The sequence below is a fragment of the Streptomyces venezuelae genome (assembly GCF_008642335.1).
In the GTDB taxonomy this organism is placed as follows: Bacteria; Actinomycetota; Actinomycetes; order Streptomycetales; family Streptomycetaceae; genus Streptomyces; species Streptomyces venezuelae_F.
Genome location: NZ_CP029191.1, coordinates 2,444,777 through 2,471,198, shown reverse-complemented (window position 1 = coordinate 2,471,198; position 26,422 = coordinate 2,444,777). Strand labels below are relative to the sequence as shown.

Genomic DNA, 26,422 nt, shown 5'->3' with positions numbered 1-26,422 from the left:
GCGGGTCAGGCCCGCGGTAGCGGAAGGGTCAGGCCCGTGGCAGCGGAAGGGTCAGGCCCGTGGCAGCGGGAGGGTCAGGCCCGTGGCAGCCGCACCACCGCGACCGCGCCGCCGTCCGCGGCGTTGGAGAACTCCACGCGGGTGCCGATCACCTGGGCCTGCCCGCACGCGATGGTCAGGCCGAGGCCGGTGCCCTGGCCGCGCTCCCGCGCACCGGTCTGGAAGCGCTGCGGGCCGTCGTCGAGGAGGCGGTCGGGGAAGCCGGGCCCGTGGTCGCGGACCGTCACCTCGACGCCGTCGACCCGCACCTCGACCGGATCGCCGCCGTGCTTGCGGGCGTTGCAGACGAGGTTGGTGAAGATGCGCTCCAGACGGCGCGCGTCGGTACGGACGAACGTGTCGTACGCGCTCTCCGTACCCTCCGCCGTGAACGCCGCCGCCGACCCGCCCGCGCGCTCGGCGATGGACTCGACGAGCGGCCCCAGCCGGTGCACCTCCAGGTCGGGCTTCTCCACCTCCGCGTCGAGGCGCGCCACTTCGAGGAGGTCCTCGGTGAGGGTGCGCAGGGCGCGGACCCGGTCGCGCACGAGCTCGGTGGGGCGGCTCGGCGGCAGCAGCTCGGCCGCCGTGTGCAGTCCGGTCAGCGGGGTGCGCAGCTCGTGGGCGACGTCGGCGGTGAAACGCTGCTCGGCCTCAAGACGCTGCTGGAGGGAGGCGGCCATCGTGTCGACGGCGGTGGCGAGTTCGGCCACCTCGTCCTTGCCGTGCCGCACCCCGGGCGGGCGCGGATGGTCGATACGGGCGTCGAGGTCGCCCTGGCTGATGCGGCGCGCGGTGGCCGCCGCCGTACGCAGCTCGCGGCTGAGCCTGCTCGAGAGCCCGGCGCCCCCGAGCGCGGCGAGTCCGACGACGACGGCGCCCGAGACCAGCAGCCGCCGGTCGAACTCCGCCATGTCGTCGGCCTGTTCGCGCAGCGGTTCACGGATGGACAGGACATGCCGGGGGTTGTCGCCGACCGGCCGCGCCGCCCACACGCACGGGTCGTCCGACGTCATGTCGAGGTAGGTGGTGCGCTGCCCGGCCAGCGCGGCCCTGCGCAGCGCGGCGGGCACCTCGGGGTCGTCGACACCGGCGTCGGTGTCGGCCTGGTCGACCTGTCCCGTCAGCTCGTACAGCTGCCGTACGCGTACGAGTTGGGCGAACGCACCGGACCGGGCGCCCGAGGAGATCTGGTCGAGCCGCGCGTGGTGGACGAGCAGCCCGATGGCGACGGCGACCACCGCGCAGCCCACGGCGAGCAGCGCGGCGATCTTCCAGCGCAGCCCGAGACCGTTGAGCGCGGCACGGACCCGGGTCACGGCCCCGCGCACCGTCAAGGGCCCCATGGGGAGGGGGAGTCGGAGGGGCTGGGGCGCTGATCGGCCGGCCCGGCCGGGCGGGACGACCGCTTGTAGTTCTTGATGTCGCTGACCGTGGACATCCGCGCGCCGTCCCAGTGGAAGCGGACCGCCTGCTCGCCGCCCTCCGAACACGGCGTGCGCACCAGCAGATCGGGGCCGATGGTCTCCACGCTCACGCTCCTGCCGGAGGTGAACAGGATCGGGTAGATCTTCCCGCCGCGCTCGGTGTAGACGGCGAGGATCGAACGGCCGCTCTCCGTGTCGGCCGCCACGAGCATGTCCGGCTTCTTGTCGCCGGTGAGGTCCAGGAACATCGGCGGCCGAATCCCGGCCCGCCCGGGGCGGTCGATCATCCCGCGGTCGGCGAGCGGCTTCGTACGGGGGTCGGCCCGCAGGATGGCGTGCACGTCCATCGAGGCCAGCCCGCCCGGACCGGCCTCCACGCCCCGCAACGGCCGCGGAGGCGGCTGGCGCGTGGACGCCTCGGCGCCGGGCGCCCGCGACGTCCTGCCGGCCCAGGCGGGCCAGACCGCCTCCGGGCGCGGCTGCACGGACACGGACGGCGCGGAACCACCGTGCCCGAGACCGTCCGTGCTGGCACACCCCGCGAGCACGAGGACCGCCATGACGGCGAACAGAGCGGCGCCCGGCAGGAGCAGGCGGCGGGGCATCGGATTCATGGGTGGCTGACCGTCACGTGAGGGGCGCTGGTGCTGGTGGTGGCCGGTCCAGGGCTGCACCGGGGATTCGGCAGGGGGACCGGCCACCGCTCTCGACGTTAGGAACCCTCCATCACAGAAATCGGGAGGTTGTGTAACAACTGCCCCTAAGGCGGTCGTCATCGCCGGGCTCGGGACCTAAGCCCATGCCGCTCGACCCGCGACGTCCTGCGCATGGGCGCCGCTGTGGACAATCGGCATATGAGCGACGACGAACTCGGCACGGCCCGGCTGCCGTTCTTCGTGTACGGCACGCTGCGCCCCGGCGAACCCAATCACGCCGTCCACCTGCGCGGCAGGACCGCGAGGGAGGAGCCCGCCCTCCTGCCGGACGCGCTCCTCTACGACGGCCCCGGCTACCCGTACGCCGTCGAGCACCCCGGCGAGGGCCCGGTCCACGGCGAACTCCTGACCGCACTCCCCGCCGCCTACGCCCCCCTCCTCACCGCCCTGGACCTCCTGGAGGAGTACACCCCGGGCGACCCCGGCAACCTCTACGAACGCGTCGTCCGCGACGTCCTCGACCGGACCAGCACCCCCGTCCGCGCCTGGGTCTACGTCGCGGCCCCGCGCATCGCCGCCGGTCTCCGCACCTCCGGCTCGGTCATCGGCGCGGGCGACTGGGCCTCACACCGAAATGCGCAGCTCAAACGCTTACGCACCCGAACCGGTGATCTGAATCACTCGTGAGAGCGAGTTCGCGTGACCACGGAAAGTGAGCACCGCGAAGCTCTGCGTGTGCACCTCCAGGTGTGCGTGTCGGTGCCAGTGCACCTTGTCTTAGAAGGAGTCGCTCATGCGAGTTCGCCGTTCCCTGCCGGCCATCATCGGCGCCCTGGCCGTCGGCCTCGGTATGACCATGGCGTCCTCGGCCTCCGCCGAGCCCGCGGCCATCCAGAACCCTTGCGGGTTCTACGAGACGGGCAGCGACGCCTACTACAACCACTGCACGAGCGACGGCTCGCGCATCGTGATCGAGATCGACGACTGGGGCCCCAACAGCGAGCAGTGTGTGGGCCCCGGCGTGACCTGGATCGGCTCCGCCTCGGACGTCGACGGTGCCTGGTACACGGGCCGCACCTGCTGATTCCCACCTCCCCTTGCACGACCGCGGGACCGGGGCCTCGGCTCCGGGCCCGCTCCACTCCGTCTCACGCCCGCTCCGCTTCGTCTCACGCCCGCTCCACCCGCACCGCGCACACCTTGAACTCCGGCATCCGAGACACGGGATCCAGTGCGGGATGCGTCAGCGTGTTGGCCCGCCCCTCGCCCGGCCAGTGGAACGGCATGAACACCGTGTCGGAGCGGATCGCCGACGTCACCCGCGCCGGAGCCACCGCGCGCCCCCGGCGTGAGACGACGGCGACCGGATCGTCCTCCCCGACCCCCAGACGCGCGGCGAGCCGCGGATGCAGCTCCACGAAGGGCCCCGGAGCCGCAGCGTTGAGCTCGTCGACGCGCCGCGTCTGGGCCCCGGACTGGTACTGGGCGAGCACCCGTCCCGTCGTCAGCAGCACCGGATACTCCGCGTCCGGCTCCTCCGCCGCGTCCCGGTGCACCACCGGCACGAACCGCGCCCGCCCGTCCTCGGTGGCGAACTGCTCCAGGAACAACCGCGGCGTCCCTTCGGCCACCCCACCTTCCGAAGCCTCGGGACACGGCCAGAACACCCCCTTCCCGTCGTCCTCCCTCAGCCGCTCATAACTGATCCCCGAGTAGTCCGCGGGCCCGCCCGCGCTCGCCCTGCGCAACTCCTCGAAGACCTCCTCCGGCTCGGTCGGGAACCCCTTCCCGTGCCCGAGCCGCTCCGCGAGCCCGTGCAGCACGTCGAGATCGCCGCGCACTCCGGCCGGCGCGCTCACCGCGCGCTGCCGCAGCAGCACCCGCCCCTCCAGGTTCGTCACCGTCCCCGTCTCCTCCGCCCACTGCGTCACCGGCAGCACCACGTCCGCAAGCCGCGCCGTCTCGGACAGCACCACGTCCGCCACCGCGAGGAAGTCCAGCGACCGCAACCGCTCCTCCACATGCGCGGCCCGCGGCGCCGAGACGACCGGGTTGGACCCCATCAGGAGCAGCGACTTGATGTCGCCGCCCAACGCGTCGAGCAGTTCGTACGCCGACCTGCCCGGGCCCGGCAGCGAGTCCGGGTCCACTCCCCAGACCCCCGCCACATGGGCCCGCGCCGCCGGATCGGTCAGCTTCCGGTAGCCGGGCAGCTGGTCCGCCTTCTGGCCGTGCTCCCGCCCGCCCTGACCGTTGCCCTGCCCCGTCAGGCACCCGTACCCGGAGAACGGCCGTCCGGCGCGCCCCGTGGCCAGGCACAGATTGATCCACGCACCCACCGTGTCCGTGCCCTTGGACTGCTGCTCGGGACCGCGCGCGGTGAGCACCATCGCCGCGTCGGCACCGCAGAAGAGCCGCACGGCGTCCCGCAGTTGCGGCACCGCCACACCAGTGATCCGCTCGACGTGCTCCGGCCAGTGCGCCATCGCCGCCGCCCTCGCCTCCTCCCATCCGCTCGTCCGCTCCTCGATGAACGCGTCGTCCGTGCGGCCCTCCGCCACGATCAGGTGCAGCAGGCCGAGCGCCAGGGCGAGGTCCGTGCCGGGCCGCGGCGCCAGGTGCAGATCCGCCTGCTCGGCGGTCCGGGTCCGCCGGGGGTCCACGACGATCAGCGTGCCGCCGTTCTCCCGCAGCTCCGTCAGATACCGCAGCGCGGGCGGCATCGTCTCGGCGAGGTTCGACCCGACGAGGATCACGCACCCCGTGCGCGGGATGTCCGCCAGCGGGAACGGCAGCCCCCGGTCGAGCCCGAACGCCCGCTGACCGGCGGCCGCGGCGGACGACATGCAGAACCGTCCGTTGTAGTCGATCTGCGACGTGCCGAGCGCGACCCTCGCGAACTTGCCCAGCGCGTACGCCTTCTCGTTGGTCAGACCGCCCCCGCCGAACACCCCGCATGCGTCCGCGCCGTACTCGGTCCGGGTACGGATCAGCCCGTCGGCGACCCGGTCGAGCGCCTCCTCCCAAGTGGCCGGCGTGAGCTCACCCGTGGCGCGGGACCGGACGAGCGGCTCCGTCAGGCGCACCCGGGAGGAGAGCACCGCGGGTGCCGTGCGCCCCTTGCCGCACAGGGCTCCCTTGTTCACCGGGAACCCGGTCCGCTCCACGACCTCCACCCCCTGGGGGCCCGTGACCAGGTCCATCCCGCACTGCAGCGCGCAGTACGGACAGTGGGTCGAGGTCGCGGACGAGCCCGCGGGCGCGGGTGCTGCGGGGGTCGCGGTCGTCTCAGGTGTCGCAGGTACCGCCGGTGTCGCCGTGGAGTGCATGCGGTCCAGCCTCCGCCGGACTTGTTACACGCCCCGACCCGCCCGCGTTACGCACGCGGTAAGCCGACCTCAGCGGGGACCGCGGCTCACTGTGAGCCGCCCGTGCCCCGCTGCCGCAAGACACCCGTGGCTCCGTGCCTCCGTGCCTCCGTGCCTCCGTTCCGGGTTCAGCGTGGCGCTGCCAGCGCGCGGGACACGCCCGGCTCCCGCGGACCGAGGAAGTGCGGATCCGGTTTCAGCGCCGCGTCGACCGCCGCCTTACCCGCCGCTAGGACCTCCCGCGCGCCGCCGTAGTACCAGGTCTCGTCGTGTTTGGCGTCCACCGCGACCCTGTATGACGAGACGCCCGCCGCGTCGCACAGCGCGACCGCCCTGCGTATGTGGAAGCCCTGGCTGACCAGCACCGCACGGTCCACGCCGAATATCTTCTTGGCGCGCACGCAACTGTCCCAGGTGTCGAACCCGGCGTAGTCGCTGACGATCCGTCGGTCCGGCACGCCGTGCTTCTTCAGGTAGGTGCGCATCGCGTCCGGCTCGTCGTACTCCTCGCGGCTGTTGTCCCCCGTGACGAGCACGACCTCTATGCGGCCCGTGCGGTACAACTCCGCGGCCGCGTCGAGCCGGTGCGCCAGATACGGCGACGGCTCGCCCTGCCACAGTCCGGCGCCGAAGACCACGGCCACCCGGGCGCGCGGCGCATCGGCGACCGACCCGATCCTGTCCTCCGTCGACACGAACAGCCAGGTCGCGGGCAGCAGCGCGAGCACGCACAGGGCCATCACCGCCTGTATCGTCCGCCGCTGTTCCTTCCGTGTGCGCGGCAGTCGCAGCCACGCCGGTCTGCGCGGTCGTCCCGTCCCTCGCGCCGCCCGCCACGCCGTCCACCGCGCCGTCAGGTCTCCACGTCTCTTCATCGGCGATCCGCCCCCGTGCCCCGTGCCCCGCCGGATCCCCCCGATCCGATCTCTGCCTCAACGGTAAGCCGCCCCGCCGGCCACGTCAGCGACCCATGCCCCCGAAACACCCCCGACACCGTCCCCGACCGCACCCCGAGACGCATCCCGCCCCGCCCCTGACACCGCGCCGCCACCCGCCGTGAGCCCGGCGAAAAGAGTCGTCACCGCCGCGCAACGCCTACGCAACACGTCCCGGCCATCCTCGATTCATGACGATCATGGATCGCGTTTCCAGCCGCCGCCCCGCCCTCGTCCTGGTCGCCCACGGCAGCCGCGACCCGCGTGCCCTCACCACCGTCATGGCCCTCGCCGAGCGCGTCCGGGAGCAGCGACCCGGAGTCGCCGTCCGGCTCGGCCACATCGAGCTGAACGAACCGCTGCTCACCGACACGCTGCACGAGCTGGGCGAACACGGCGGGCCCGGCGCCCGCGCCGTCCTCGTCCCGCTCCTCCTCGGCCGAGGCCAGCACGTCAAGCGCGACATCCCCGCGGCCGCCGCCCGCTTCCCCGCCCTCGACGCCCGCGTCGCCGCCCCGCTCGGCCCCCACCCGCTCCTCGCCGAGACGCTGCACGCCCGGCTCGTCCAGGCCGGCTGGCCCGAGCGACCTGTCGGGGCCGGGTCCGGGTCCGGGGTCGGGCCGAGGGCGGGTGCGCGGCGCAGGCACGCCGTGGTCCTCGCCGCCGCCGGTTCCCGTGACCCGGAGTCGGCCGCCGACACGGAGGCCGCCGCCGGGCTGCTCGCCGAACGCCTGGGCGTCCCCGTCGTCCCCGCCTACGCCGCACCCACCCCGGCCTGCCCCCGCGGCGTCCCGGAGGCGCTCGAAGGGCTGGCCGCGGAGGGGCGGACGCGTACCGCCGTCGCCTCCTACTTCACCGCGCCCGGCCGCTTCGCCACCCGGAGCGCGGGCGCCGCCCCCTGGATCGCCGCGGCCCCCCTCGGCCCCCACGCCGCACTCGCCCGCCTCGTCCTGCTCCGCTACGACCAGGCACGCAGCGCACCGGCACCGGCCTCCCGACGCATCCTCAGCAGCGTCTGAGCGAGGCCGAATCCATGAGGCCAGATCCCTGTTTGTCACTGCTTGCGTCTACTGTCGGTGCATGGAAGGCACAGCACCGAACGCGCGATACGAGGCGTACAGCGCCTATGACGAAGCAGCCGTGGAGCGGTGGGCCACCGAGCCCGACAAGAGGCCGGGGCGCACGGCCTTCCAGCGCGACCGCGCGCGCGTCCTGCACTCCGCGGCCCTGCGCCGCCTCGCGGGCAAGACCCAGGTCGTCACGCCGGGCACCCGCAGCCAGGCCTGGGACGCCAGTGCCCGTACGCGCCTGACGCACTCCCTGGAGTGCGCCCAGGTCGGCCGCGAGCTCGGTGCGGCGCTCGGCTGCGACCCCGACCTGGTCGAGACGGCCTGCCTCTCCCACGACCTCGGGCATCCCCCGTTCGGGCACAACGGCGAGCAGGCGCTGAACGAAGTGGCGCGGGACTGCGGCGGTTTCGAGGGCAACGCCCAGTCGCTGCGGCTGCTCACCCGCATCGAGCCGAAGCGCTTCATCCGCTCCGGGGCCACCGACGAGCTCGTCAGCGTGGGACTCAACCTCACGCGCGGCGCCCTCGACGCCGCCACCAAATATCCGTGGCCGCTCGGCGCCCACCCCACCGATCCGTCGTCGGTGAAATTCGGTGTCTACGAAGACGACCGTCCCGTCTTCGACTGGATCCGCAAAGAGGCACCCGGGCAGCGCACCTGTTTCGAGGCGCAGGTCATGGACTGGTCGGACGACGTCGCGTACTCGGTCCACGACTTCGAGGACGGCCTGCACGCCGGGCACATCGACCCGAACGCGCTGCACGCCGAACCGGAGCGCCAGGACATCTACGCCGTGGCCCTGGGGCGGTACGTTCCCGAGGACACCGACCCCGAAGAGCTCGCCCAGGCCCTCGACCGCCTCCTGGACCAGGAGTGGTGGCCGCACGGGTACGACGGATCGGCCGTCGCGCAGGCCCGGTTGAAGGACGCCACCAGCCAGCTCATCGGCCGCTTCTGTCTGGCGGCGGAGACGGCCACGCGCGTGCGGTACGGCAACGGCCCTCTCACGCGGTACGCCGCCGAGCTCGTCGTGCCCCGCGAGGCGCGGTACGAATGCGCGGTCCTCAAGGCCGTCGCCGATCGCTACGTGATGCAGCGGCCCGCGCAGGAGCGGCTCCGCGCGGACCAGCGCATCGTCGTCGCCGAGCTCGCCGAGGCGCTCACCGCCCGCGCCCCCGACGGACTCGACCCGCAGTTCCGCGCGCTGTTCGACGAGGCGCCCGACGACCGTGCCGCGCGGCGCGTCGTGATCGACCAGATCGCGTCCTTGACGGACGCCGCGGCCCGCGCCCTGCACACCCGCCTGACATCGAGGCCCTGAGGGCCGGTGAAGGCGTGACGTGATGTGGTCGGTCGGGGGCGGGCCCCCTTCCGCCATCACGTCGCGTGCGGGACGCTCCCAGTGGCGGCAAGCCCAGTTGGCAAGTGTGGCAAGACTGAGTTCTTCCGGGGTACACCCCCGGTACCCCGGGCAAGGAGGCATCAAGTGGTCGACGCGGATCAGACGTTCGTCATTGTCGGAGGAGGGCTGGCCGGCGCCAAGGCGGCCGAAACGCTCCGCTCCGAAGGATTCACCGGCCGGGTGATCCTCATCAGCGACGAGCGTGACCACCCCTACGAGCGCCCGCCCCTGTCCAAGGGGTACCTCCTCGGCAAGGAGGAGCGCGACAGCGTCTTCGTCCACGAACCGGGGTGGTACGCGCAGGCCGACGTCGAGCTGCACCTGGGGCAGACCGTCGTCGCCATCGACCGCGCGGCGAGGAGCGTCCGCCTGGGCGACGGCGCCGTCATCCACTACGACAAGCTGCTGCTGGTCACCGGCGCCGAGCCCCGTCGCCTCGATGTCCCGGGCACCGACCTCGCCGGCGTCCACCACCTGCGCCGCCTCGCGCACGCCGACCGCCTCCGGCACGTCCTCGCCTCCCTCGGCAGGGACAACGGCCACCTGGTGATCGCGGGCGCCGGCTGGATCGGCCTGGAGATCGCGGCGGCCGCCCGTGAGTACGGCGCGGAGGTCACGGTCGTCGAGGCCGAGCCGACCCCGCTGCACGCCGTCCTCGGCCCCGAGGTCGGCCAGATGTTCGCCGACCTGCACGCCGAGCACGGCGTCCGCTTCCACTTCGGCGCACGGCTCACCGAGATTGCGGGCCAGGACGGCATGGTCCTCGCCGCCCGCACGGACGACGGCGAGGAGCACCCCGCGCACGACGTCCTCGCGGCCATCGGAGCGGCCCCCCGCACGGCCCTCGCCGAGTCCGCGGGCCTCGCCCTGGTCGACCGCGCCGAGGGGGGCGGCATCGCCGTCGACGCGTCGCTGCGCACCTCCGACCCCGACATCTACGCGGCGGGCGACGTGGCCGCCGTCCGCCACCCGCTCTTCGGGACGAGCCTGCGCGTCGAGCACTGGGCCAACGCCCTGAACGGCGGTCCGGCCGCCGCGCGCGCGATGCTCGGCCAGGACGTCACGTACGACCGCGTGCCGTACTTCTTCTCCGACCAGTACGACGTCGGCCTGGAGTACTCGGGCTGGGCGCCCCCGGGGACGTACGACCAAGTGGTGGTGCGCGGCGACACCGGAAAGCGGGAGTTCATCGCCTTCTGGCTGCGCGACGGGCAGGTCCTCGCGGGCATGAACGTGAATGTGTGGGACGTCACGGACCCGATCCAGCAGCTGATCCGGAAGGGCGTGCGCCCCGACCCGGACGCCCTCGCGGACCCCTCGACCCCTCTGGCGGCGCTCCTGGGGTGACCGGCCGGGCAGGAGTGTCACAGGCGAGCCGTAGTATTCCTACGTGGCAGGCAGGATCAATGACGAAGACGTGAAGGCGGTTCGGGACGCGGTCCCGATCGACGCCGTGGTCTCCGACTACCTCCAGCTGCGCAACGCGGGGGGCGGAAACCTCAAGGGCCTGTGCCCCTTCCACGACGAGAAGTCCCCGTCCTTCCAGGTCAGCCCGAGCAAGGGTCTCTTCCACTGCTTCGGCTGCCAGGAAGGCGGCGACACGATCGCCTTCGTGATGAAGATCGACCACCTCACGTTCTCGGAGACGGTCGAGCGTCTCGCCGCCCAGGCGGGCATCACGCTGCGCTACGAAGAGGGTGGGTACAACCCCGCGCACCAGCGCGGGGAGCGGATCCGCCTCGTCGAGGCCCACAAGATCGCCGCGCAGTTCTACGTGGACCAGCTGGAGAGCCCCGAGGCCGAGATCGGCCGGAAGTTCCTCGCCGAGCGCGGCTTCGATCAGGCGGCGGCCGCGCACTTCGGCGTGGGCTACAGCCCGGCCGGCTGGGACCACCTCACGCGCTTCCTGCGCGGCAAGGGCTTCACCGACAAGGAGCTCACCCTCTCCGGCCTCTCCCAGGAGGGCCGCCGCGGCCCCATCGACCGCTTCCGCGGCCGCCTCATGTGGCCGATCCGCGACATCGGCGGCGACGTGGTGGGCTTCGGCGCGCGCAAGCTCCGCGACGACGACAACGGCCCGAAGTACCTGAACACGCCCGAGACGGCGATCTACAAGAAATCCCAGGTCCTGTACGGCATCGACCTGGCCAAGAAGGAGATCGCCAAGTCCAGCCGCGCGGTCGTCGTCGAGGGGTACACGGACGTGATGGCCTGCCACCTGGCCGGCATCACCACCGCCATCGCGACCTGCGGCACGGCCTTCGGCGGCGATCACATCAAGATCCTCCGCCGCCTCCTGATGGACAACGGCTCGGCCCGAGTGATCTTCACCTTCGACGGCGACGCGGCGGGCCAGAAGGCCGCGCTGCGTGCCTTCGAGGACGACCAGAAGTTCGCCGCCGAGACGTACATCGCGATCGCTCCCGACGGCATGGACCCCTGCGACCTGCGGCTCGCCAAGGGCGACGCGGCGGTCGCCGACCTCGTCGAACCGCGCACGCCGCTCTTCGAGTTCGCGCTGCGCCAGATCGTCGCCCGGTACGACCTGGAGACCCCCGCGGGCCGCGCCTCCGCCCTGGACGAGGCCGCCCCCGTGGTGGCCCGCATCAAGAACAGCGGCGCGCAGCACGAGGTCGCCGTGCAGCTCGCCGGCATGCTCGGCATCCTCGACACGCAGTTCGTCGTGAAGCGCGTCGCCCAGCTCGCCCGCTGGGCCCGCGACCGCGGCGGCCGGGGCCCGGCCCCCGCCGCCCAGCGCTCCTCCTCGGCGTACGAGGCCGCGCCCCAGGGCTTCAGCGGCCCCGCGCTCAACCTGCGCAGCCCCGCCCACCGCACCGAGCGGGAACTCATCAAACTCGCCCTCCAGTACCCGCAGTTGGTCTCCCCGGCCTTCGACGCGTACGGCATGGACGAGTTCACCGCCCCGCCCTACGCCGCGGTGCGCCGCGCCATCGAGGAGGCGGGCGGCGCGGAGTACGGCGCACAGGACCCGCAGGAGTACCTCGTACGCGTCCGCGAAGCGGCCCCCGACGACGCGGTCCGCGCGATGGTCACCGAGCTCGCCGTCGAGGCGATCCTGCGCAAGACCGTCGACGAGATGTACGCGGGCATCCAGCTCGTGCAGGTCCGGCTGCGCGCCGTCGACCGCCGCATCCGCGACGTACAGGGCACCCTCGCCCGCCTCGGCGCGGGCGGCGACCCGCAGCATCTGACCGCCGTGCAGAACGAGTTGTGGGTCCTGCAGCAGTACGGGCAGGCGCTCCGCGAGCGGGGCGCGGACGCCCTCTGAGGCGCCCCGCCGGGCTCCCGGAAGCCCCCGCCGGGCTCCCCGGCGATTGAGGCCCGGGAACCGGGGTTACCCGTCGGGTAACCACGCGGTCACGGACCGGACTCAAAAAGTCACCGCACGCCCCTCGTGGCGGCCGTGTGTCGTACCCCACACTGGGTTCCGGTGCCTGAGTCCTCGGAGCGCGGCCGACCCGCCGACAGCGGGTCCGAGACCCCCGCGGTTCCACAATTCGTGTTCGGGACGGACAGCGGCGAGGCCGCCGTCCCTCTCCCGTTGCCGCACGCCTCAGATGCGATCACCCTGGAGGTCGCCCCCGTGCAGACCCAGACCCTCACCCAGACCGACACCGCCCCGCGCGCGGATGCGGATACGGACGTACTGGAGTCGGTCCCGCCGCAGAGCCGAGCCACTCGGCACCCCGAGGCCTCGGCAGCGCAGGAAACGGCCCGGGAAACCGCACAGAGCCCCGAGACGGCCGCCCCACAGGGCGACGCTCCCGAGGACCCCGGAACTCCCGAAGGCCCCGAAGCCCTCGCCCCCGAGATCATCGAGCTCCCCGCGCCCCGCAGCCGCGCCGACACCGGCGGCCCGTCCTCCGACCTGTTCCGCCAGTACCTGCGCGAGATCGGCCGGATCCCGCTGCTCACCGCGGCCGAGGAGGTGGAGCTGGCCCGCGCCGTCGAGGCCGGCCTCTTCGCGGAGGAGAAGCTGGGCAACACCCCCGACCTGGACTCCCAACTCGCCCTGGACCTCGACAAGCTGGTCGTCATGGGCCGGATGGCCAAGCGCCGCCTCATCGAGGCCAACCTCCGCCTGGTCGTCTCCGTCGCCAAGCGGTACGTGGGACGCGGCCTGACCATGCTGGACCTCGTCCAGGAGGGCAACCTCGGCCTGATCAGGGCGGTCGAGAAGTTCGACTACGCCCGCGGCTACAAGTTCTCGACGTACGCGACCTGGTGGATCCGCCAGGCCATGTCCCGCGCCCTCGCCGACCAGGCCCGCACGATCCGCGTCCCCGTGCACGTCGTGGAGCTCATCAACCGGGTCGTACGCGTCCAGCGCCGCATGCTCCAGGAGCGCGGGTACGAACCCACGCCCGAAGAGGTCGCCGCCCACCTGGACCTCCCGCACGAGCGCGTCAGCGAAGTCCTGCGCCTGGCCCAGGAACCCGTCTCGCTGCACGCTCCCGTCGGCGAGGAGGACGACGTCGCGCTCGGCGACCTCATCGAGGACGGCGACGCCACGAGCCCCGTCGAGTCGGCGGCGTTCCTGCTGCTCCGCGAGCACCTGGAAGCCGTCCTGTCGACGCTCGGCGAGCGCGAACGCAAAGTCGTCCAGCTGCGCTACGGCCTCGCGGACGGCCGCCCCCGCACCCTGGAGGAGATCGGCCGCATCTTCGGCGTCACGCGCGAGCGGATACGGCAGATCGAGTCCAAGACCCTCAACAAGCTCCGGGACCACGCCTTCGCGGACCAGCTCAGGGGCTACCTCGACTGAGGCAGCCCCCGGGCCGGCAGGGCCGCTAGTCCACCTCGGCGACCGCCTGCGCGAACTGCGCCGCGTACAGCCGTGCGTAGGCCCCGTCGGCGGCCAGCAGGGTGTCGTGCGAGCCCTGCTCGACGATTGACCCGTTCTCCATCACCAGGATCGTGTCCGCGTCCCGGATCGTGGAGAGCCGGTGCGCGATGACGAACGACGTCCGCCCGTGCGCCAGACGTGCCATCGCCTTCTGGATGAGCACCTCCGTACGGGTGTCGACCGAGCTCGTCGCCTCGTCGAGGACCAGGATCACCGGGTCGGACAGGAACGCCCGCGCGATGGTGATGAGCTGCTTCTCGCCCGCGCTGACGCCCGCGCCGTCGTCGTCGATCACGGTGTCGTACCCGTCGGGGAGCGTGCGCACGAAGCGGTCGGCGTGGGCGGCGCGCGCCGCCTCCTCGATCTCCTCGCGCGTGACGTCCTTCGGCGCGCCGTACGCGATGTTCTCCGCGATGGTGCCGCCGAACAGCCAGGTGTCCTGGAGCACCATGCCGATCCCGGACCGCAGCTCGTCGCGGGACATCGCCGCGATGTCGACGCCGTCCAGGGCGATCCGCCCGCCCGTCACTTCGTAGAACCGCATCAGCAGGTTGACCAGCGTCGTCTTGCCGGCGCCGGTGGGTCCGACGATGGCGACGGTGTGGCCCGGTTCGACGACCAGCGACAGGTCCTCGATGAGCGGCTTCTCCGGGTCGTAGCGGAACGAGACGTGCGACATCTCCACGCGCCCGCGCGGCTTCTCGGGGCGCTCGCCGGGCACCGGGTCGGCCTCCTGCTCCTCCGCGTCGAGGATCTCGAAGATCCGCTCGGCGGACGCGACGCCCGACTGCACCAGGTTCGCCATCGAGGCGACCTGTGTCAGGGGCATCGAGAACTGCCGCGAGTACTGGATGAAGGCCTGCACGTCACCGATCGACAGCGACCCCGACGCGACCCGCAGACCGCCCACCACGGCCACCAGGACGTAGTTCAGGTTCGAGATGAAGAACATCAGCGGCTGCATGACACCGCTGTTGAACTGCGCTTTGAACGACGCCTCGTACAGCTGCTCGTTCTGCTCGGCGAACGCCTTCGCCGACTGCTCCTGCCGCCCGAAGACCTTCACCAGGGTGTGCCCGGTGTACATCTCCTCCACATGGGCGTTGAGCGCGCCCGTCGTCTTCCACTGCTGGACGAACTGCGGCTGCGACCGCTTGCCGACCTTCGTCGCCACGAAGAACGACAGCGGCACCGTCACGAGCGCCACCAGCGCGAGCAGCGGCGATACCCAGAACATCATCACCAGGACGCCGATGATGGTCAGCAGCGAGTTGATGAGCTGCCCCATCGTCTGCTGCAGCGTCTGGTTGAGGTTGTCGAGGTCGTTCGTGGCGCGGCTGAGCACCTCGCCGCGCTGCCGCTTGTCGAAGTACGACAGCGGCAGCCGCGACAGCTTCGCCTGTACGTCGCCGCGCATCCGGAAGACGGTCCGGTTGATGGCGCGGTTCGACAGCCGCGTCGCCACCGCCATCAGCAGACCGGCCACCAGGAACGTGCCGAGCGCGAGCAGCAGGACCTCGCCCACCGCGCCGAAGTCGATGCCCTTGCCGGGCGTGAAGTCGACGCCGGAGAGCATGTCGGCCATGCCGCCGTCGCCGTGGTCGCGCAGCCGGTCGAGGGCCTGTTCCTTCGTCACCCCTTCGGGCATGTCACGGCCGACGATGCCCGCGAAGAGCAGGTCGGTCGCGCGGCCGAGGATCTTGGGGCCGAGCACGGACAGGGCGACGCTCAGGACGGCGGCCGCGAGCATCGCGTACATCGTGGCGCGCTCGGGTCTGAAGTGTCCGAGCAGCCGCTTGCCTGAGCCCTTGAAGTCCATGGAACGGGAGTCGGGGCCCAGCATGGGCCCACCGATGCCAGGGGGCATTACGCGGCCTCCGCTTCCGTCAGCTGGGAGAGCACGATCTCCCGGTAGGTCTCGTTGCTCTCCATCAGCTCGTGGTGGCGTCCGGTGCCCACGACGCGGCCCTCGTCGAGGACCACGATGCGGTCGGCGTCCCGGATCGTCGACACGCGCTGGGCGACGATCACGACGGTCGCCTCCGCGGTCTCCCGGCCGAGCGCGGAGCGCAGTGCGGCGTCGGTGGCGTAGTCGAGCGCGGAGAACGAGTCGTCGAACAGGTAGATCTCCGGGCGCTGCACGAGCGTGCGCGCGATGGACAGACGCTGCCGCTGTCCGCCGGACACATTGGTCCCGCCCTGCGAGACGGGCGCGTCGAGCCCTTCCTCCAGACCTTCGACGAACTCCTTGGCCTGGGCGACCTCCAGCGCGTGCCAGAGCTCCTCGTCGGTGGCGTCCGGGTTTCCGTACCGCAGGTTGGACGCGACGGTCCCGGCGAACAGATACGGCTTCTGCGGCACGAGGCTGACCGTCTTCGCGAGCAGCGCGGGTTCAATGGTGCTCACGTCCACGCCGCCGACCAGGACCTCGCCCTCCGTCGCGTCGATCAGCCGCGGTACGAGGCTCAGCAGCGTCGACTTGCCGCTGCCGGTCGACCCGATCACGGCGGTCGTCTCGCCGGGCCGCGCGAGAAGGTGGACGGACTTGAGGACGGGCTCCTCGGCGCCGGGATAGCGGAAACCGGCATCCCGTATCTCCAGGTGACCGTGGCTGCGCAGCTCGCGCACCGGGGCCGCCGGGGGCACCACGCTGCTGTCGGTGTCCAGGACCTCCTCGATGCGCTCGGCGCAGACCTCCGCGCGCGGCACCATCATGAACATGAAGGTGGCCATCATCACGGACATCACGATCTGCATCAGATAGGCGAGGAACGCGGTGAGCGCGCCGATCTGCATGCCGCCGCTGTCGATGCGGTGCGCGCCGAACCAGACCACCGCGATCGAGGAGATGTTCACGACGGTCATGACGATCGGGAACATCAGCGCGAGCAGCTTGCCGGTGCCGAGGGAGACCTCGGTCAGGTCGGCGTTGGCCTTGCGGAAGCGCTCCTTCTCGTAGTCGTCGCGGACGAAGGCGCGGATGACGCGGTTGCCGGTGATCTGCTCGCGCAGCACACGGTTCACGGTGTCGAGCCGCACCTGCATGGTGCGGAACAGGGGTCGCAGCCGCCGCACGATGAGGCTGACGCTGATGCCGAGGACGGGCACGACGGCGACCAGGACCGTGGAGAGCGGCACGTCCTGGCCGAGCGCCATCACGATGCCGCCGACGCACATGATGGGCGCGGTCACCATCAGCGTGAACGACATCAGGACCAGCATCTGCACCTGCTGGACGTCGTTGGTCGTCCGCGTGATCAGCGACGGGGCACCGAACTGCCCCACCTCGCGCGCCGAGAACGACTGCACACGGTCGAAGACGGCGGCGCGCACATCGCGGCCGAAGGCGGCGGCGGTCCGCGCGCCGAAGAAGACGGCGCCGATGTTGCAGACCATCTGCACGACGGTGACGGCGATCATGATGCCGCCGAAGCCGAGGATGTAGCCCGTGTCGCCCTCGACGACACCGTTGTCGATGATGTCGGCGTTCAGGCTGGGCAGGTAGAGCGCGGCGCAGGTCTGCAGGAACTGCAGCAGCACCAGCAGGACGATGGGTTTCTGGTACGGACGCAGATATGTCCGCAGGAGTCGTATGAGCACGCTCGGTCTCTCGAGGAGTCGGGTCTCGGGCGTCGGGTGTCGGCGAGATGGGGGCGGCGGGCAAGGCCGCACCCATCCTCCGACACCCGGCCCAGGGCCGCGCAACCGATTAACCCATGACCCGGTCAAATTTCAGCCCGGGTCAAGAACTGGGTTCACTCAAGAGACGTGGGAACCGCGGACGGCTCGCACACGTGGTCGCCTCAGTACGCGAACGCCCCCGGGTGGGACTGCTCCCGCACCGTCACGTACTGCTGCCGCACCGCCTGCCCCACCGCGAGCTCCTCGCCCGGCTCGAAGACCTGCGCGGAGGCCCCCTGCCAGAGCGGCAGCTGCCCGGTCAGCGCCCACGCGGCCTGCCGCGCCGCACCGATCGCCGCGTAGTCCGCGGGCTGCGGCACCACGACCTGCGTACCGAACAGCATCGGAGCCGCGGCCTGTACGGCGGGCAGCTCGGCGGCGGCGCCCAGCAGGAACACGCGCCGGACCTCCACCCCGCGCCCCCGCAAAACGTCGAGGGCGTCCCCGAGCCCGCACAGCATGCCCTCGAAGGCGGCGCGCGCGAGGTGTTCGGGCTTCATGGACTCGCGCCGCAGCCCGGTCAGCGTCCCGGCGGCGTGCGGCAGGTTGGGCGTCTTCTCACCCTCCAGATACGGGAGGAGGACCAGCCCGTGCGCGCCGGGCGTCGATTTCATGGCGAGCGCGGAGAGCTCCTCCAGGTCGGTGAGCCCGAGCATCTCGGCGGAGCCGCGCAGGACGCGTACGGCGTTCGAGGTGTGGACGACCGGCAGGTGCATGCCGGTGGCGTCCGCGAGGGAGGTGATGTTGCCGGCCGCGTCGACGAGCGCCTCGTGGTGCACGGCCATCACGGAGCCCGACGCCCCGAGCGACACCACGGCGTCGCCCCGCTGGACCCCGAGCCCGAAGGCCGCGGCCATCGTCTCGCCCGTGCCCGCCGATATCAGGAGCCCCTCGGGCGTCGTCCCCGCGGCCTCGGCGGGCCCGATCACCTCGGGCAGCATCGCCTGGTGCCCGAGGGCCATCTCGACGAGATCGGGGCGGTACGTTCCGCTCGCCGCCGACCAGTACCCGGTGCCCGAGGCCCCGCCGCGGTCGGTCGTGCGCCGGGCGGGCCGGCCGAGGAGCTGCCACACGAGCCAGTCCGGTGCCTGCAGGAGAGCGGCCGTGCGACGAGCCGACTCGGGCTCGTTCTTCGCCAGCCAGCGCAGCTTGGTCACCGGGTGCGGGGCCTGCGGCACGCAGCCGACGGACTGCGCCCAGGCCTCGCGGCCGCCGAGTCCGTCGATGAGGTCGACGGCGGCCACCTGCGCCCGCCGGTCGTTGCCGACGAGCGCGGGCCGCACGGTGTTGCCGTGCTGGTCGAGCGGTACGAGCGCGTTCTGCTGGGCGGACACGCCGATGGCCTGCACGCCTTCGAGCAGCCCGCCCCCGGCGGCTTCGCCGAGGGAGAGCAGCCAGGCCTGTGGATCCACGTCCGTGGGCCGCCCGCCGCCCTCGGTGTTCTCCAACGGATGCGGGGCGTACCCCTGCTTCAGTACGGCACCCGTGTCCGTGTCACAGACCACGATGCGCGTGAAATCGGGCGAACTGTCCAACCCTGCGACTATCCCCATGCAAGGAATTCTGCCGCACGGGGCACGGTGTGCCGTACCCCTGTTCGCTCTCCGTGATCCGCGCGGTGGTGCGTGCTGCTGGTGTTGCTACGTGTTGCTGGTGCCCCAGTCGTCTCCGGTGCCGCCCTGGCCCTTCTCGCGCAGGGACCGGACGCGCTCGGCGACCGAGTCGGGCATCTTGTCGCCGACCCGCTCGGAGACGGTGTGGAAGGCCTTGCCCGCCACCTCGCGTCCCTGCTGCGTCGCGGACTCGACGGTGTTGCGCACGGCCGGGTTCTGCGAGATCTCGCGGGCGGACTTCCTCAACTGCTCATAGCGCTCGCGTCCGGCCCGGGTTCCGAGCACGTACCCGAGGGCCAGTCCCGCCACGAATGTGAGCCGGTACCGCATGGCTGCCACCCTTTCCTTGCGTCGGCTTCGCACGTGTGTCACGCGTCTGTCGGTCGTCTGCCAGTCATCTGTCGCGCGCCTGCTGATCCGCCGAGGGATACCGATTGGCGGAGCACCCCCCTGCTTGCGCTAATGTATGTGTCGCAGCGAGCGCGCGCCGCCCGGAGAGTTCCCAGGTAGGTGCGTTCGATGCAACGAGACGATCCCCTGTAGCTCAATTGGCAGAGCAGCCGGCTGTTAACCGGCAGGTTACTGGTTCGAGTCCAGTCGGGGGAGCTCGGTCTCCTGTAGCTCAATTGGCAGAGCAGCCGGCTGTTAACCGGCAGGTTACTGGTTCGAGTCCAGTCGGGAGAGCTGTGACGAAGGACCCTCGAGATGCCTCTCGGGGGTCCTTTTTCGTGTGTGTTCCGCGCCTGGTGGAACCATCCGGGCAGCCCAGAGGTCCTCATGGTCGAGCGAAGCCGACCATCCGAAGCAGGAGATCGTATGAGCGGCTATGCTGCGGCAGACGGCGCGCACAAATGTGCGCGACGCGCCGTTAGGGGCGGTAGCTCAGCCGGTTAGAGCAGCGGACTCATAATCCGTCGGCCGTGGGTTCGAGTCCCACCCGCCCCACCACAGCGCTAGGCCGCAGGAACGTTTCCACCTGCGTCAACCGCGCAAACCTCAGGGGGCCGCCCGTTCGGGCGAAGTCCGGGCGGTCTAGGCCTTCCGTGCCGTGCGCTGCTTGCGGCGGCGGGGCCATTTGCGGGTGTCGCGGGGTTCCACGTACGGCTCCTCCTCCGGGGGCAGGCCGCCGGAGATCGCCCGCTGGCGGGCCAGCTCCGCGTCGAATTCCAGGCCCAGCAGGATCGCCAGGTTCGACAGCCAGAGCCAGATCAGGAAGACGACGACGCCCGCGAGGGTGCCGTACGTCTTGTTGTACGAGGCGAAGTTGGCGACGTACAGGGCGAAGCCGCCGGAGGCCACCAGCCAGAGCAGGACCGCGACGGCGCTGCCGGGGCTCAGCCAGCGGAAGCCGGGGCCGCGGACGTTGGGGGCCCGCCAGAAGAGCAGCGCGATCATCAGGATGACGAGGACCAGCAGGACCGGCCACTTCGCGATGGACCACGCCGTCAGCGCCGCGTCGCCCACGCCGATCGCGTCGCCGGCGCGTTCGGCCAGCGGGCCCGTGAAGACGACGATCAGCGCGCTGATGGCGAGCAGGATCATCAGGACCACGGTCAGGGCTATGCGGAGCGGGGTCAGTTTCCATACCGGGCGGCCTTCGGGAAGGTCGTAGACCGCGTTGGAGGTGCGGATGAACGCCGCGACGTAGCCGGACGCCGACCAGACCGCGAGCACCAGGCCCACGATGGCCATGACCCCGCTCGTGCCGCTGCTGTCCCGCAGCTGCCGCACGGAGTCTCCGAGCAGATCCCGCACCGGGCCCGGCGCCAGGTCCTGGAGGTTGTCCAGGACCGTGCGGGTCGCGGACTCACCGATCACGCCCAGGATCGAGACGAGGACCAGCAGCGCGGGGAAGAGGGAGAGGACGCCGTAATAGGTGAGGGCGGCGGCGCGGTCGGGGAGCTCGTCGTCCATGAACTCTTTGCCGGTACGCCGCAGGACCGCCCACCACGAACGTGCGGGCAGCTCGGTGGGCTCATCGGGGGCGGCCTGCTCGACCTCCGGGTCCGGACCGGTACTGAGGGCGGGCTCGGTCTCGTCCCGCGTGTGCGCGTCCCGGGAGCGCGTGTCCTGCGTGTGCTTGTCCTCGTCGAAGAGTGCCATGAGATGGCGAGTTCTCCGGTTCGGGCGGGCTATGCCTGCCTGTGGCCGCGGGGGGTGCGGCTTGGAGGTTTCTCCAGGCGTGGGGGTGCGTAGGCGCATCTGCGATGGAGAAGCGTCTCAACTTTTACATCTGCGAGGCGATCACGCTTATCTTGTCGCATATGCAGTCCTACACAATCGGGCAGGCCGCCCGTCTGCTCGGAGTCAGTCCCGATACCGCTCGTCGTTGGGCCGACGCCGGGCGGGTCGCCACGCATCGGGACGAGGGCGGGCGGCGGTTCATCGACGGGCGGGATCTCGCCGCCTTTGCCGTTGAGGTCGGGCAGGGCGGTGCGGGTTCGGGTGCGGGAGCGGGCGACGAGGACGTGTCGTACACCTCCGCTCGCAACGCCTTTCCCGGGATCGTCACCGCCGTGAAGCTCGGTGACGTCGCCGCGCAGGTCGAGATCCAGGCCGGACCGCACCGGCTCGTCTCGCTGCTGACCCGCGAGGCGGTGGAGGAGCTCGGTCTTGAGGTCGGGGTCGAGGCCACCGCCCGGGTCAAGTCCACCAGCGTGCACATCGATCGTGCGTGAGTAGTGCCTGAGAAGTGCCTGAGTAGTGCCTGAGTGCGTCGCTTCGTCGTTTCTGTCTTTCGCTAGGAGCTGTGCCATGTCCCCGAAGTTCTCCGGCCGCCCCGTCCGCCGTACCGTCGCCGCTGCCGCCACCGTCGCGCTGCTCGTTCCGCTCGCCGCCTGCGGCAGTGACGACGACAGCGACGGGAAGAAGGACAAGGCCGGGAAGGACGTCAGTCTCACCGTTCTCGCCGCCTCTTCCCTGACCGACGTTTTCGCCACGGCCGAGAAGGCGTACGAGAAGGAGCATCCGGGGACGAAGATCACCGTATCCGCCGCCGGGTCTCAGGAGCTCGCCGCTCAGGTCAAGCAGGGGGCACCCGCGGATGTGCTGGTGACCGCCGACACCAAGACCATGGACGGGCTCAAGGGCGAGACCGGTGAGCCCACCGTCATCGCCAAGAACCGGCTCGTCATCGCCACGCGGGAAGGCAATCCGGAGAAGGTCGAGGGGCTCAAGGATCTCGGCGGCAGTGACTTGAAGGTCGTTCTCGCCGACGACACCGTGCCCGTCGGGCGCTACAGCAAGCAGGTCCTCGACAAGCAGGGCGTCCACGTCAAGCCGGTCTCCAAGGAGGCCAACGTGCGGTCCGTGCTCAGCAAGGTCGAGTTGGGGGAGGCCGATGCCGGGATCGTGTATCGGACCGATGCCGCCACCGCGCCTGACAAGGTCGATGCCGTCGAGATCCCCGACGCGCAGAACGCCGTCGCCTCCTACCCTGCCGCGACCCTGAAGGGTTCCAAGAACAGCGCGGCGGCCGCCGCGTTCGTGAAGTGGCTCAGCACGCCCGAGGCACAGAAGATGCTGCGGGACGCCGGGTTCCAGAAGCCGTAGCAAGCCAATGACCCGGTCCCGTTCTCGTTCTCGCGGGCGGCCCCGCGCGCCGCTCACGCTCGCCGTGCCCGCGGTGCTCGCCGTCGCCTTTCTGCTGCTGCCGCTCGTCGGCATCCTCGCCCGGACCGAGTGGGGCGACCTCGGGAGTCATCTGACGACTCCCGGGGTCACGCAGGCCCTGAAGCTCTCGCTGCTCGTGTCCTTCTGGGCACTCGGGCTCTCGCTCCTGCTCGGGGTGCCGCTGGCCTGGCTGCTCGCGCGGGTGGAGTTCCGGGGGAAGACGCTCGTACGGTCCCTCGTACTGCTGCCGATGGTGCTGCCGCCGACCGTCGGCGGTGTCGCGCTGCTCCTCGGGTTCGGGCGGCGCGGGCTGCTCGGGCCGTGGCTGGAGGACACCTTCGGGATCGTGCTGCCCTTCCACACGTCGGGGGCGGTGGTCGCGGCGACGTTCGTCGCGATGCCCTTCCTCGTCATCAGCCTGGAGGGCGCGCTGGGTGGGCTGCGGCCCGGGTTCGAGGAGACCGCGGCCTCGCTGGGGGCGTCGCCGGTACGGGTGTTCCTCACCGTCACCCTGCCGATGGTCGCCCCCGGACTCGCCGCCGGTGCCGCGCTGACCTGGGCGCGGGCGCTCGGTGAGTTCGGGGCCACGATCACCTTCGCGGGCAACCTGCCGGGTACCACGCAGACCCTGCCCCTCCAGGTGTATCTGCTGCTGCAGGACTCGCCGGAGGCGGCGACTTCGCTGTCGTTGCTGCTGCTCGCCATCGCCATGGCCGTGCTGGTGGGATTGAGGGGGCGGTGGACCGCGGGGGGCGGCGGTTCGGGGCAGGGACGGGGGCCTGTGCGGGCCGGAGGCGGCGGCGATGAGGAGGGTGAGGAGGGCAAGGAGGAGCATGGTGGTCAGGTGGGGCCTGTGGCTCCGCCCGCGGATGTCGTCGGGGCGGGTGAGAAGTGGGGGCTGCACGCCGACGTCACCGGGTACAACCGGCTCACCCTCGACGCGCGGCCCGGCACCACCATCGCCGTCGTCGGGCCCAACGGGGCGGGCAAGACGACGTTGCTGCGCGCCCTCCTCGGCCTCACGCCTCGCGCCCACGCGGAGCTTCGGCTCGGCGAACGCGACGTCACGGGGCTGCCTCCGCATCGGCGCGGGGTCGCCTGGGTGCCTCAGGAAGGCGCGCTCTTCCCGCATCTGAACGCGCTGGGCAACACCGCGTACGGGCTGCGGGCGCAGGGCGTACGGCGTGCCGAGGCGCGGCGCGAGGCGCAGGCGTGGCTCGACCGGCTCGGCGTGGGGCACCTGGCGCACCGGCGGCCCGCCCAGCTCTCCGGCGGGCAGGCCCAGCGGGTCGCCCTGGCCCGGGCTCTGGCCGCCCGGCCCCGGCTGCTCCTCCTCGACGAGCCGCTCGCCGCGCTCGACCAGACCACCCGCGCCCACGTCCGGCACACCCTGCGCCGCCACCTCGACGGGTTCGGCGGCGTGTGCCTCATCGTCACGCACGACCCCGTCGAGGCTGTCTCGCTGGCGGACCGGGTCCTCGTACTCGACGAAGGCCGTACGTTGCAGGACGCGCCGCCCACGGAGGTCACCCGGCACCCGCGTTCGCCCTGGGTCGCCCGCATGCTCGGCCGCAACGCCTGGCCCGGCACGGCCGCCGCCGACGGGACGCTCGCGCTGGCGGGGGAGGGGCGCCTCGTCGTCGCCGACCCGCTGGAGGAGGGCGCGCGGGCGCTCGCCGTCATCGCGCCGGAGGCCGTGTCCCTGCACTGCGAGAAGCCGGGGGGCAGCCCGCGGAATGTGTGGCCGGGGGTGGTGCGTGAGATCACCACGGCGGGCAGCCGGCTGCGCGTGCTGGTCACCTCGGGTGAGGCGCCCGACCTGGTCGCCGAGATCACTCCGCAGGCGGCGGTGGAGCTGGGGCTCGTGGAGGGCGCCGAGGTGTGGACGAGCGTGAAGGCTACGGAGGTTTCGGTGGTGGGGCTTTGAGGGGGGCGTAGCGCTGCGGCGCGCTGCGGGGCGCTACAGCGGGGCCTGCCACGTCGCCGTGGTTCCCGTCTTCGTGCTGCCCGTCTTCGCGTCGCCCGTCTTCGCGTCGCCTGTCTTCGTGCTGCCCGTCTTTGCGCCGCCTGTCTTCGCGCCGCCCGTCCTCGTGCCGTCCGATGCCACGTCCTCCGCCTCCGCGTCGCCCGGCTCCACGCTGTCGGTCTTCGCGCCGTTCGCCTGCCCGCCGCCCGCCGCCACACGGCCCGGCTCCCCGCCCTCCGTGTCCCCGTCGTCGTACACCGTCAGGCGTACTCCCGAGCGGCCGTCCGGCAGCGTGGCCCGGGCGTCGATCGCGACGTCCACGCGCGTGACGCCGGTGCGGCGGGACGTCGCGGCCAGGGCCCGGCGCAGTGCCGCGAGCAGGTGGCCCGCTGCGGGCTCCGTGACCTGCGTGTCGACGGCGCCCGCGAAGTGGACGGACGGCTGGATGCCGAGGACGGCGGACGCGCCCGCCGTTTCGCGCAGCACCTTGCCCCGGAACGTCGCGGGGGCGTCCGCGGGCGGCTGCTGGAGCGCGAAGATGGCGGTGCGGACCTCCTGGATCGTGGACTCCAGCTCGTCCACGGCGTGGTCCAGGGTCGACTCGACCTTGGTCGACCTGGCCTTGCGGCGCGTGCCCTCCAGCATCATGCCGGTCGCGAAGAGGCGCTGGACCACGAGGTCGTGCAGGTCGCGGGCGATGCGGTCGCGGTCCTCGAAGACCGCGAGGCGCTGGCGGCTCTGCTGGGCGTCGGCGAGGACGAGGGCGAGCGCGGCCTGGGAGGCGAACTGGGTCGCGAGCAGGCGTTCGGCGGAGGTGTAGGCGGGGGCGCCGCGCCTGCGGGGGAGCGCGAGCGTGCCGATGAGGCGGCCGCCCGCCTGCAGCGGCAGCATCATGCTGGGGCCGAAGCGGGCGCGTACGTGCGTGGTCATACGGGGGTCCGTCGCCGAGTCGTCGATGTAGACGGGTTCGCCGCCGAGGAGCTGGGTGAGGACCGCGCTGCCGGGCTCGATCGTGGTGCCGATCAGGTCGTTGGGGTGGGTGTCGGTGGTGGGGCTGGGGTTGGTGCGTGAGGCAGGGCGAGGTGCGTCCGCGGAGGGCCCGGCACGACGCGCCGTCCCGTCCCCCGGCGCGCGTCGGTGTGAAGACGCCCCCCACCCGTGCGGCTCCCCGTCCGTCGCCGCCGCGACGATGCGCATGCCGCCCGCCTCCGTGGGCTGCAGGATCACGCCCGCCGCCGCGCCCGCGAGGATCCTCGCCCGGTCCGCCACCGTCATCAGGGCGTCCGCCGCCGCCTCGCCGGTGAGCAGGGCCGTGGTGACCGCCGCCGCGCCCTCGATCCAGCGCTCCCTCTGGCGGGCCGCCTCGAACAGGCGGGCGTTGCCGATGGCGATGCCCGCCTGGCTCGCCAGGACCCGGAGGAGTTGACGGTCCTCGTCGGTGAAGGGGCCGCCCCCCTCCTTCTCGGCGAGCAGCAGCGTGCCGAACGGCTCGTCGTGGACGTGGATCGGTACGTCGATGACCGTGCCGTCCGAGGTCGGGCGTACGCACGGCACGCCGTCGGGGTGGCGCGCGGGACCGCCCGCCACGAACAGTTCGGCCGGGCCCCCGTGGCCGGGGGCGTCGACGCCGAGCGTGCCGAGCCCCGCCCCGGTCAGCCGGGCCGCGCTGTCCACGATGTGCTGCAGGGTCGCCTGGAGTTCGAGGTCCGTGCCGACGCTGAGGACCGCCTCGAGGATCGGCTGCATCGAGGGCTGCGGCGCGTCCGCTGCTTCTCCGCCGCTGCCG

20 protein-coding genes and 3 tRNA genes are annotated in these 26,422 nt (G+C 71.9%); 13 read left to right on the top strand and 10 right to left on the bottom strand.

What is annotated here, in order from left to right:
* Window positions 1-74 precede the first annotated feature (74 nt).
* Window positions 75-1,358, bottom strand: coding sequence for a sensor histidine kinase (locus DEJ49_RS11050; protein WP_223832792.1), 1,284 nt, complete (start codon window positions 1,356-1,358; stop codon window positions 75-77).
* 14 nt (window positions 1,359-1,372) lie between these two features.
* Entirely contained in the window at window positions 1,373-2,080 is a 708-nt protein-coding gene (locus tag DEJ49_RS11045; RefSeq protein WP_150183975.1) for a hypothetical protein, read from the bottom strand.
* A gap of 240 nt (window positions 2,081-2,320) precedes the next feature.
* Between DEJ49_RS11045 and DEJ49_RS11040 the strand changes: the two genes are divergently transcribed.
* Window positions 2,321-2,809 (top strand): gamma-glutamylcyclotransferase family protein, encoded by a 489-nt coding sequence (locus DEJ49_RS11040; RefSeq protein ID WP_150183974.1) that lies wholly within the window; start codon window positions 2,321-2,323, stop codon window positions 2,807-2,809.
* Window positions 2,810-2,915: 106 nt separating this feature from the next.
* Entirely contained in the window at window positions 2,916-3,206 is a 291-nt protein-coding gene (locus DEJ49_RS35935; RefSeq protein WP_190329317.1) for a DUF6355 family natural product biosynthesis protein, read from the top strand.
* Window positions 3,207-3,291: 85 nt separating this feature from the next.
* On the opposite strand, the gene DEJ49_RS11030 is transcribed toward DEJ49_RS35935, so the two are convergent.
* Entirely contained in the window at window positions 3,292-5,451 is a 2,160-nt protein-coding gene (locus DEJ49_RS11030) for a molybdopterin oxidoreductase family protein (RefSeq protein WP_150183972.1), read from the bottom strand.
* A 167-nt stretch (window positions 5,452-5,618) separates the two neighbouring features.
* Window positions 5,619-6,365 carry a vancomycin high temperature exclusion protein gene (locus DEJ49_RS11025; RefSeq protein ID WP_150183971.1) on the bottom strand — a complete coding sequence of 249 codons (747 nt, stop codon included), beginning with the start codon at window positions 6,363-6,365 and terminating at the stop codon, window positions 5,619-5,621.
* Window positions 6,366-6,616: 251 nt separating this feature from the next.
* Here DEJ49_RS11025 and DEJ49_RS11020 point away from each other — a divergent pair, with 251 nt between their 5' ends.
* The 5 genes from DEJ49_RS11020 (at window position 6,617) to DEJ49_RS11000 (ending at window position 13,683) form a co-directional block, all read left to right on the top strand.
* Window positions 6,617-7,444: a sirohydrochlorin chelatase gene (locus DEJ49_RS11020; protein ID WP_150183970.1), complete on the top strand. Its 828-nt coding sequence runs from the start codon at window positions 6,617-6,619 to the stop codon at window positions 7,442-7,444.
* Between the two features lie 61 nt (window positions 7,445-7,505).
* Window positions 7,506-8,816: a deoxyguanosinetriphosphate triphosphohydrolase gene (locus tag DEJ49_RS11015; RefSeq protein WP_150183969.1), complete on the top strand. Its 1,311-nt coding sequence runs from the start codon at window positions 7,506-7,508 to the stop codon at window positions 8,814-8,816.
* A gap of 165 nt (window positions 8,817-8,981) precedes the next feature.
* Complete coding sequence (locus tag DEJ49_RS11010) at window positions 8,982-10,244, top strand: NAD(P)/FAD-dependent oxidoreductase (RefSeq protein WP_150183968.1); 1,263 nt, start codon at window positions 8,982-8,984, stop codon at window positions 10,242-10,244.
* A 43-nt stretch (window positions 10,245-10,287) separates the two neighbouring features.
* Window positions 10,288-12,186: a DNA primase gene (gene dnaG, locus DEJ49_RS11005; protein ID WP_150183967.1), complete on the top strand. Its 1,899-nt coding sequence runs from the start codon at window positions 10,288-10,290 to the stop codon at window positions 12,184-12,186.
* 162 nt (window positions 12,187-12,348) lie between these two features.
* Window positions 12,349-13,683, top strand: a complete 1,335-nt coding sequence (locus tag DEJ49_RS11000) for an RNA polymerase sigma factor (RefSeq protein ID WP_150183966.1) — start codon at window positions 12,349-12,351, stop codon at window positions 13,681-13,683.
* Between the two features lie 25 nt (window positions 13,684-13,708).
* Here DEJ49_RS11000 and DEJ49_RS10995 read toward each other — a convergent pair whose 3' ends face one another.
* The 4 genes from DEJ49_RS10995 to DEJ49_RS10980 all read right to left on the bottom strand — a co-directional run bounded on the left by DEJ49_RS10995 (window position 13,709) and on the right by DEJ49_RS10980 (window position 19,388).
* A complete protein-coding gene (locus DEJ49_RS10995; RefSeq protein ID WP_150183965.1) occupies window positions 13,709-15,631 on the bottom strand; it encodes an ABC transporter ATP-binding protein in 1,923 nt (640 codons plus the stop codon).
* The gene (locus tag DEJ49_RS10990) at window positions 15,631-17,364 is read right to left on the bottom strand and encodes an ABC transporter ATP-binding protein (RefSeq protein WP_150183964.1); all 1,734 of its coding nucleotides are present in this window, start codon (window positions 17,362-17,364) and stop codon (window positions 15,631-15,633) included. The genes DEJ49_RS10995 and DEJ49_RS10990 overlap by 1 nt, the downstream gene beginning before the upstream one ends.
* Before the next feature lie 203 nt (window positions 17,365-17,567).
* The gene (locus DEJ49_RS10985) at window positions 17,568-18,998 is read right to left on the bottom strand and encodes a xylulokinase (RefSeq protein WP_150183963.1); all 1,431 of its coding nucleotides are present in this window, start codon (window positions 18,996-18,998) and stop codon (window positions 17,568-17,570) included.
* An 87-nt stretch (window positions 18,999-19,085) separates the two neighbouring features.
* Entirely contained in the window at window positions 19,086-19,388 is a 303-nt protein-coding gene (locus DEJ49_RS10980; RefSeq protein ID WP_150183962.1) for a YtxH domain-containing protein, read from the bottom strand.
* 203 nt (window positions 19,389-19,591) lie between these two features.
* Between DEJ49_RS10980 and DEJ49_RS10975 the strand changes: the two genes are divergently transcribed.
* The 3 genes from DEJ49_RS10975 (at window position 19,592) to DEJ49_RS10960 (ending at window position 20,006) form a co-directional block, all read left to right on the top strand.
* Window positions 19,592-19,664 (top strand) — tRNA-Asn (locus DEJ49_RS10975).
* 5 nt (window positions 19,665-19,669) lie between these two features.
* Window positions 19,670-19,742 (top strand) — tRNA-Asn (locus DEJ49_RS10970).
* 187 nt (window positions 19,743-19,929) lie between these two features.
* Window positions 19,930-20,006 (top strand) — tRNA-Ile (locus DEJ49_RS10960).
* An 84-nt stretch (window positions 20,007-20,090) separates the two neighbouring features.
* On the opposite strand, the gene DEJ49_RS10955 is transcribed toward DEJ49_RS10960, so the two are convergent.
* A complete protein-coding gene (locus DEJ49_RS10955; RefSeq protein ID WP_150183960.1) occupies window positions 20,091-21,161 on the bottom strand; it encodes a YihY/virulence factor BrkB family protein in 1,071 nt (356 codons plus the stop codon).
* A gap of 161 nt (window positions 21,162-21,322) precedes the next feature.
* Here DEJ49_RS10955 and DEJ49_RS10950 point away from each other — a divergent pair, with 161 nt between their 5' ends.
* From DEJ49_RS10950 to DEJ49_RS10940, 3 genes are all read left to right on the top strand, one after another.
* Window positions 21,323-21,736, top strand: a complete 414-nt coding sequence (locus DEJ49_RS10950) for a molybdopterin-binding protein (protein ID WP_150183959.1) — start codon at window positions 21,323-21,325, stop codon at window positions 21,734-21,736.
* A 76-nt stretch (window positions 21,737-21,812) separates the two neighbouring features.
* Window positions 21,813-22,610, top strand: a complete 798-nt coding sequence (gene modA / locus DEJ49_RS10945) for a molybdate ABC transporter substrate-binding protein (protein WP_150183958.1) — start codon at window positions 21,813-21,815, stop codon at window positions 22,608-22,610.
* A 7-nt stretch (window positions 22,611-22,617) separates the two neighbouring features.
* Window positions 22,618-24,597 carry an ABC transporter permease gene (locus DEJ49_RS10940; RefSeq protein WP_150183957.1) on the top strand — a complete coding sequence of 660 codons (1,980 nt, stop codon included), beginning with the start codon at window positions 22,618-22,620 and terminating at the stop codon, window positions 24,595-24,597.
* Between the two features lie 33 nt (window positions 24,598-24,630).
* Here the strand turns inward: DEJ49_RS10940 and DEJ49_RS10935 are convergent, their stop codons facing one another.
* Window positions 24,631-26,382 carry a GAF domain-containing protein gene (locus DEJ49_RS10935; protein WP_150188156.1) on the bottom strand — a complete coding sequence of 584 codons (1,752 nt, stop codon included), beginning with the start codon at window positions 26,380-26,382 and terminating at the stop codon, window positions 24,631-24,633.
* Window positions 26,383-26,422: the final 40 nt, after the last annotated feature.

Excerpts from the sequence above, each read along its gene's own strand:
- DEJ49_RS11045 (WP_150183975.1), bottom strand. The coding sequence starts at position 2,080 with ATGAATCCGATGCCCCGCCGCCTGCTCCTGCCGGGCGCCGCTCTGTTC.
- DEJ49_RS11040 (WP_150183974.1), top strand. The coding sequence starts at position 2,321 with ATGAGCGACGACGAACTCGGCACGGCCCGGCTGCCGTTCTTCGTGTAC.
- DEJ49_RS35935 (WP_190329317.1), top strand. The coding sequence starts at position 2,916 with ATGCGAGTTCGCCGTTCCCTGCCGGCCATCATCGGCGCCCTGGCCGTC.
- DEJ49_RS11030 (WP_150183972.1), bottom strand. The coding sequence starts at position 5,451 with ATGCACTCCACGGCGACACCGGCGGTACCTGCGACACCTGAGACGACC.
- DEJ49_RS11025 (WP_150183971.1), bottom strand. The coding sequence starts at position 6,365 with ATGAAGAGACGTGGAGACCTGACGGCGCGGTGGACGGCGTGGCGGGCG.
- DEJ49_RS11020 (WP_150183970.1), top strand. The coding sequence starts at position 6,617 with ATGACGATCATGGATCGCGTTTCCAGCCGCCGCCCCGCCCTCGTCCTG.
- DEJ49_RS11015 (WP_150183969.1), top strand. The coding sequence starts at position 7,506 with ATGGAAGGCACAGCACCGAACGCGCGATACGAGGCGTACAGCGCCTAT.
- DEJ49_RS10995 (WP_150183965.1), bottom strand. The coding sequence starts at position 15,631 with ATGCCCCCTGGCATCGGTGGGCCCATGCTGGGCCCCGACTCCCGTTCC.
- DEJ49_RS10985 (WP_150183963.1), bottom strand. The coding sequence starts at position 18,998 with ATGGGGATAGTCGCAGGGTTGGACAGTTCGCCCGATTTCACGCGCATC.
- DEJ49_RS10980 (WP_150183962.1), bottom strand. The coding sequence starts at position 19,388 with ATGCGGTACCGGCTCACATTCGTGGCGGGACTGGCCCTCGGGTACGTG.
- DEJ49_RS10955 (WP_150183960.1), bottom strand. The coding sequence starts at position 21,161 with ATGGCACTCTTCGACGAGGACAAGCACACGCAGGACACGCGCTCCCGG.
- DEJ49_RS10950 (WP_150183959.1), top strand. The coding sequence starts at position 21,323 with ATGCAGTCCTACACAATCGGGCAGGCCGCCCGTCTGCTCGGAGTCAGT.
- modA (WP_150183958.1), top strand. The coding sequence starts at position 21,813 with ATGTCCCCGAAGTTCTCCGGCCGCCCCGTCCGCCGTACCGTCGCCGCT.
- DEJ49_RS10940 (WP_150183957.1), top strand. The coding sequence starts at position 22,618 with ATGACCCGGTCCCGTTCTCGTTCTCGCGGGCGGCCCCGCGCGCCGCTC.
- DEJ49_RS10935 (WP_150188156.1), bottom strand. The coding sequence starts at position 26,382 with ATGCAGCCGATCCTCGAGGCGGTCCTCAGCGTCGGCACGGACCTCGAA.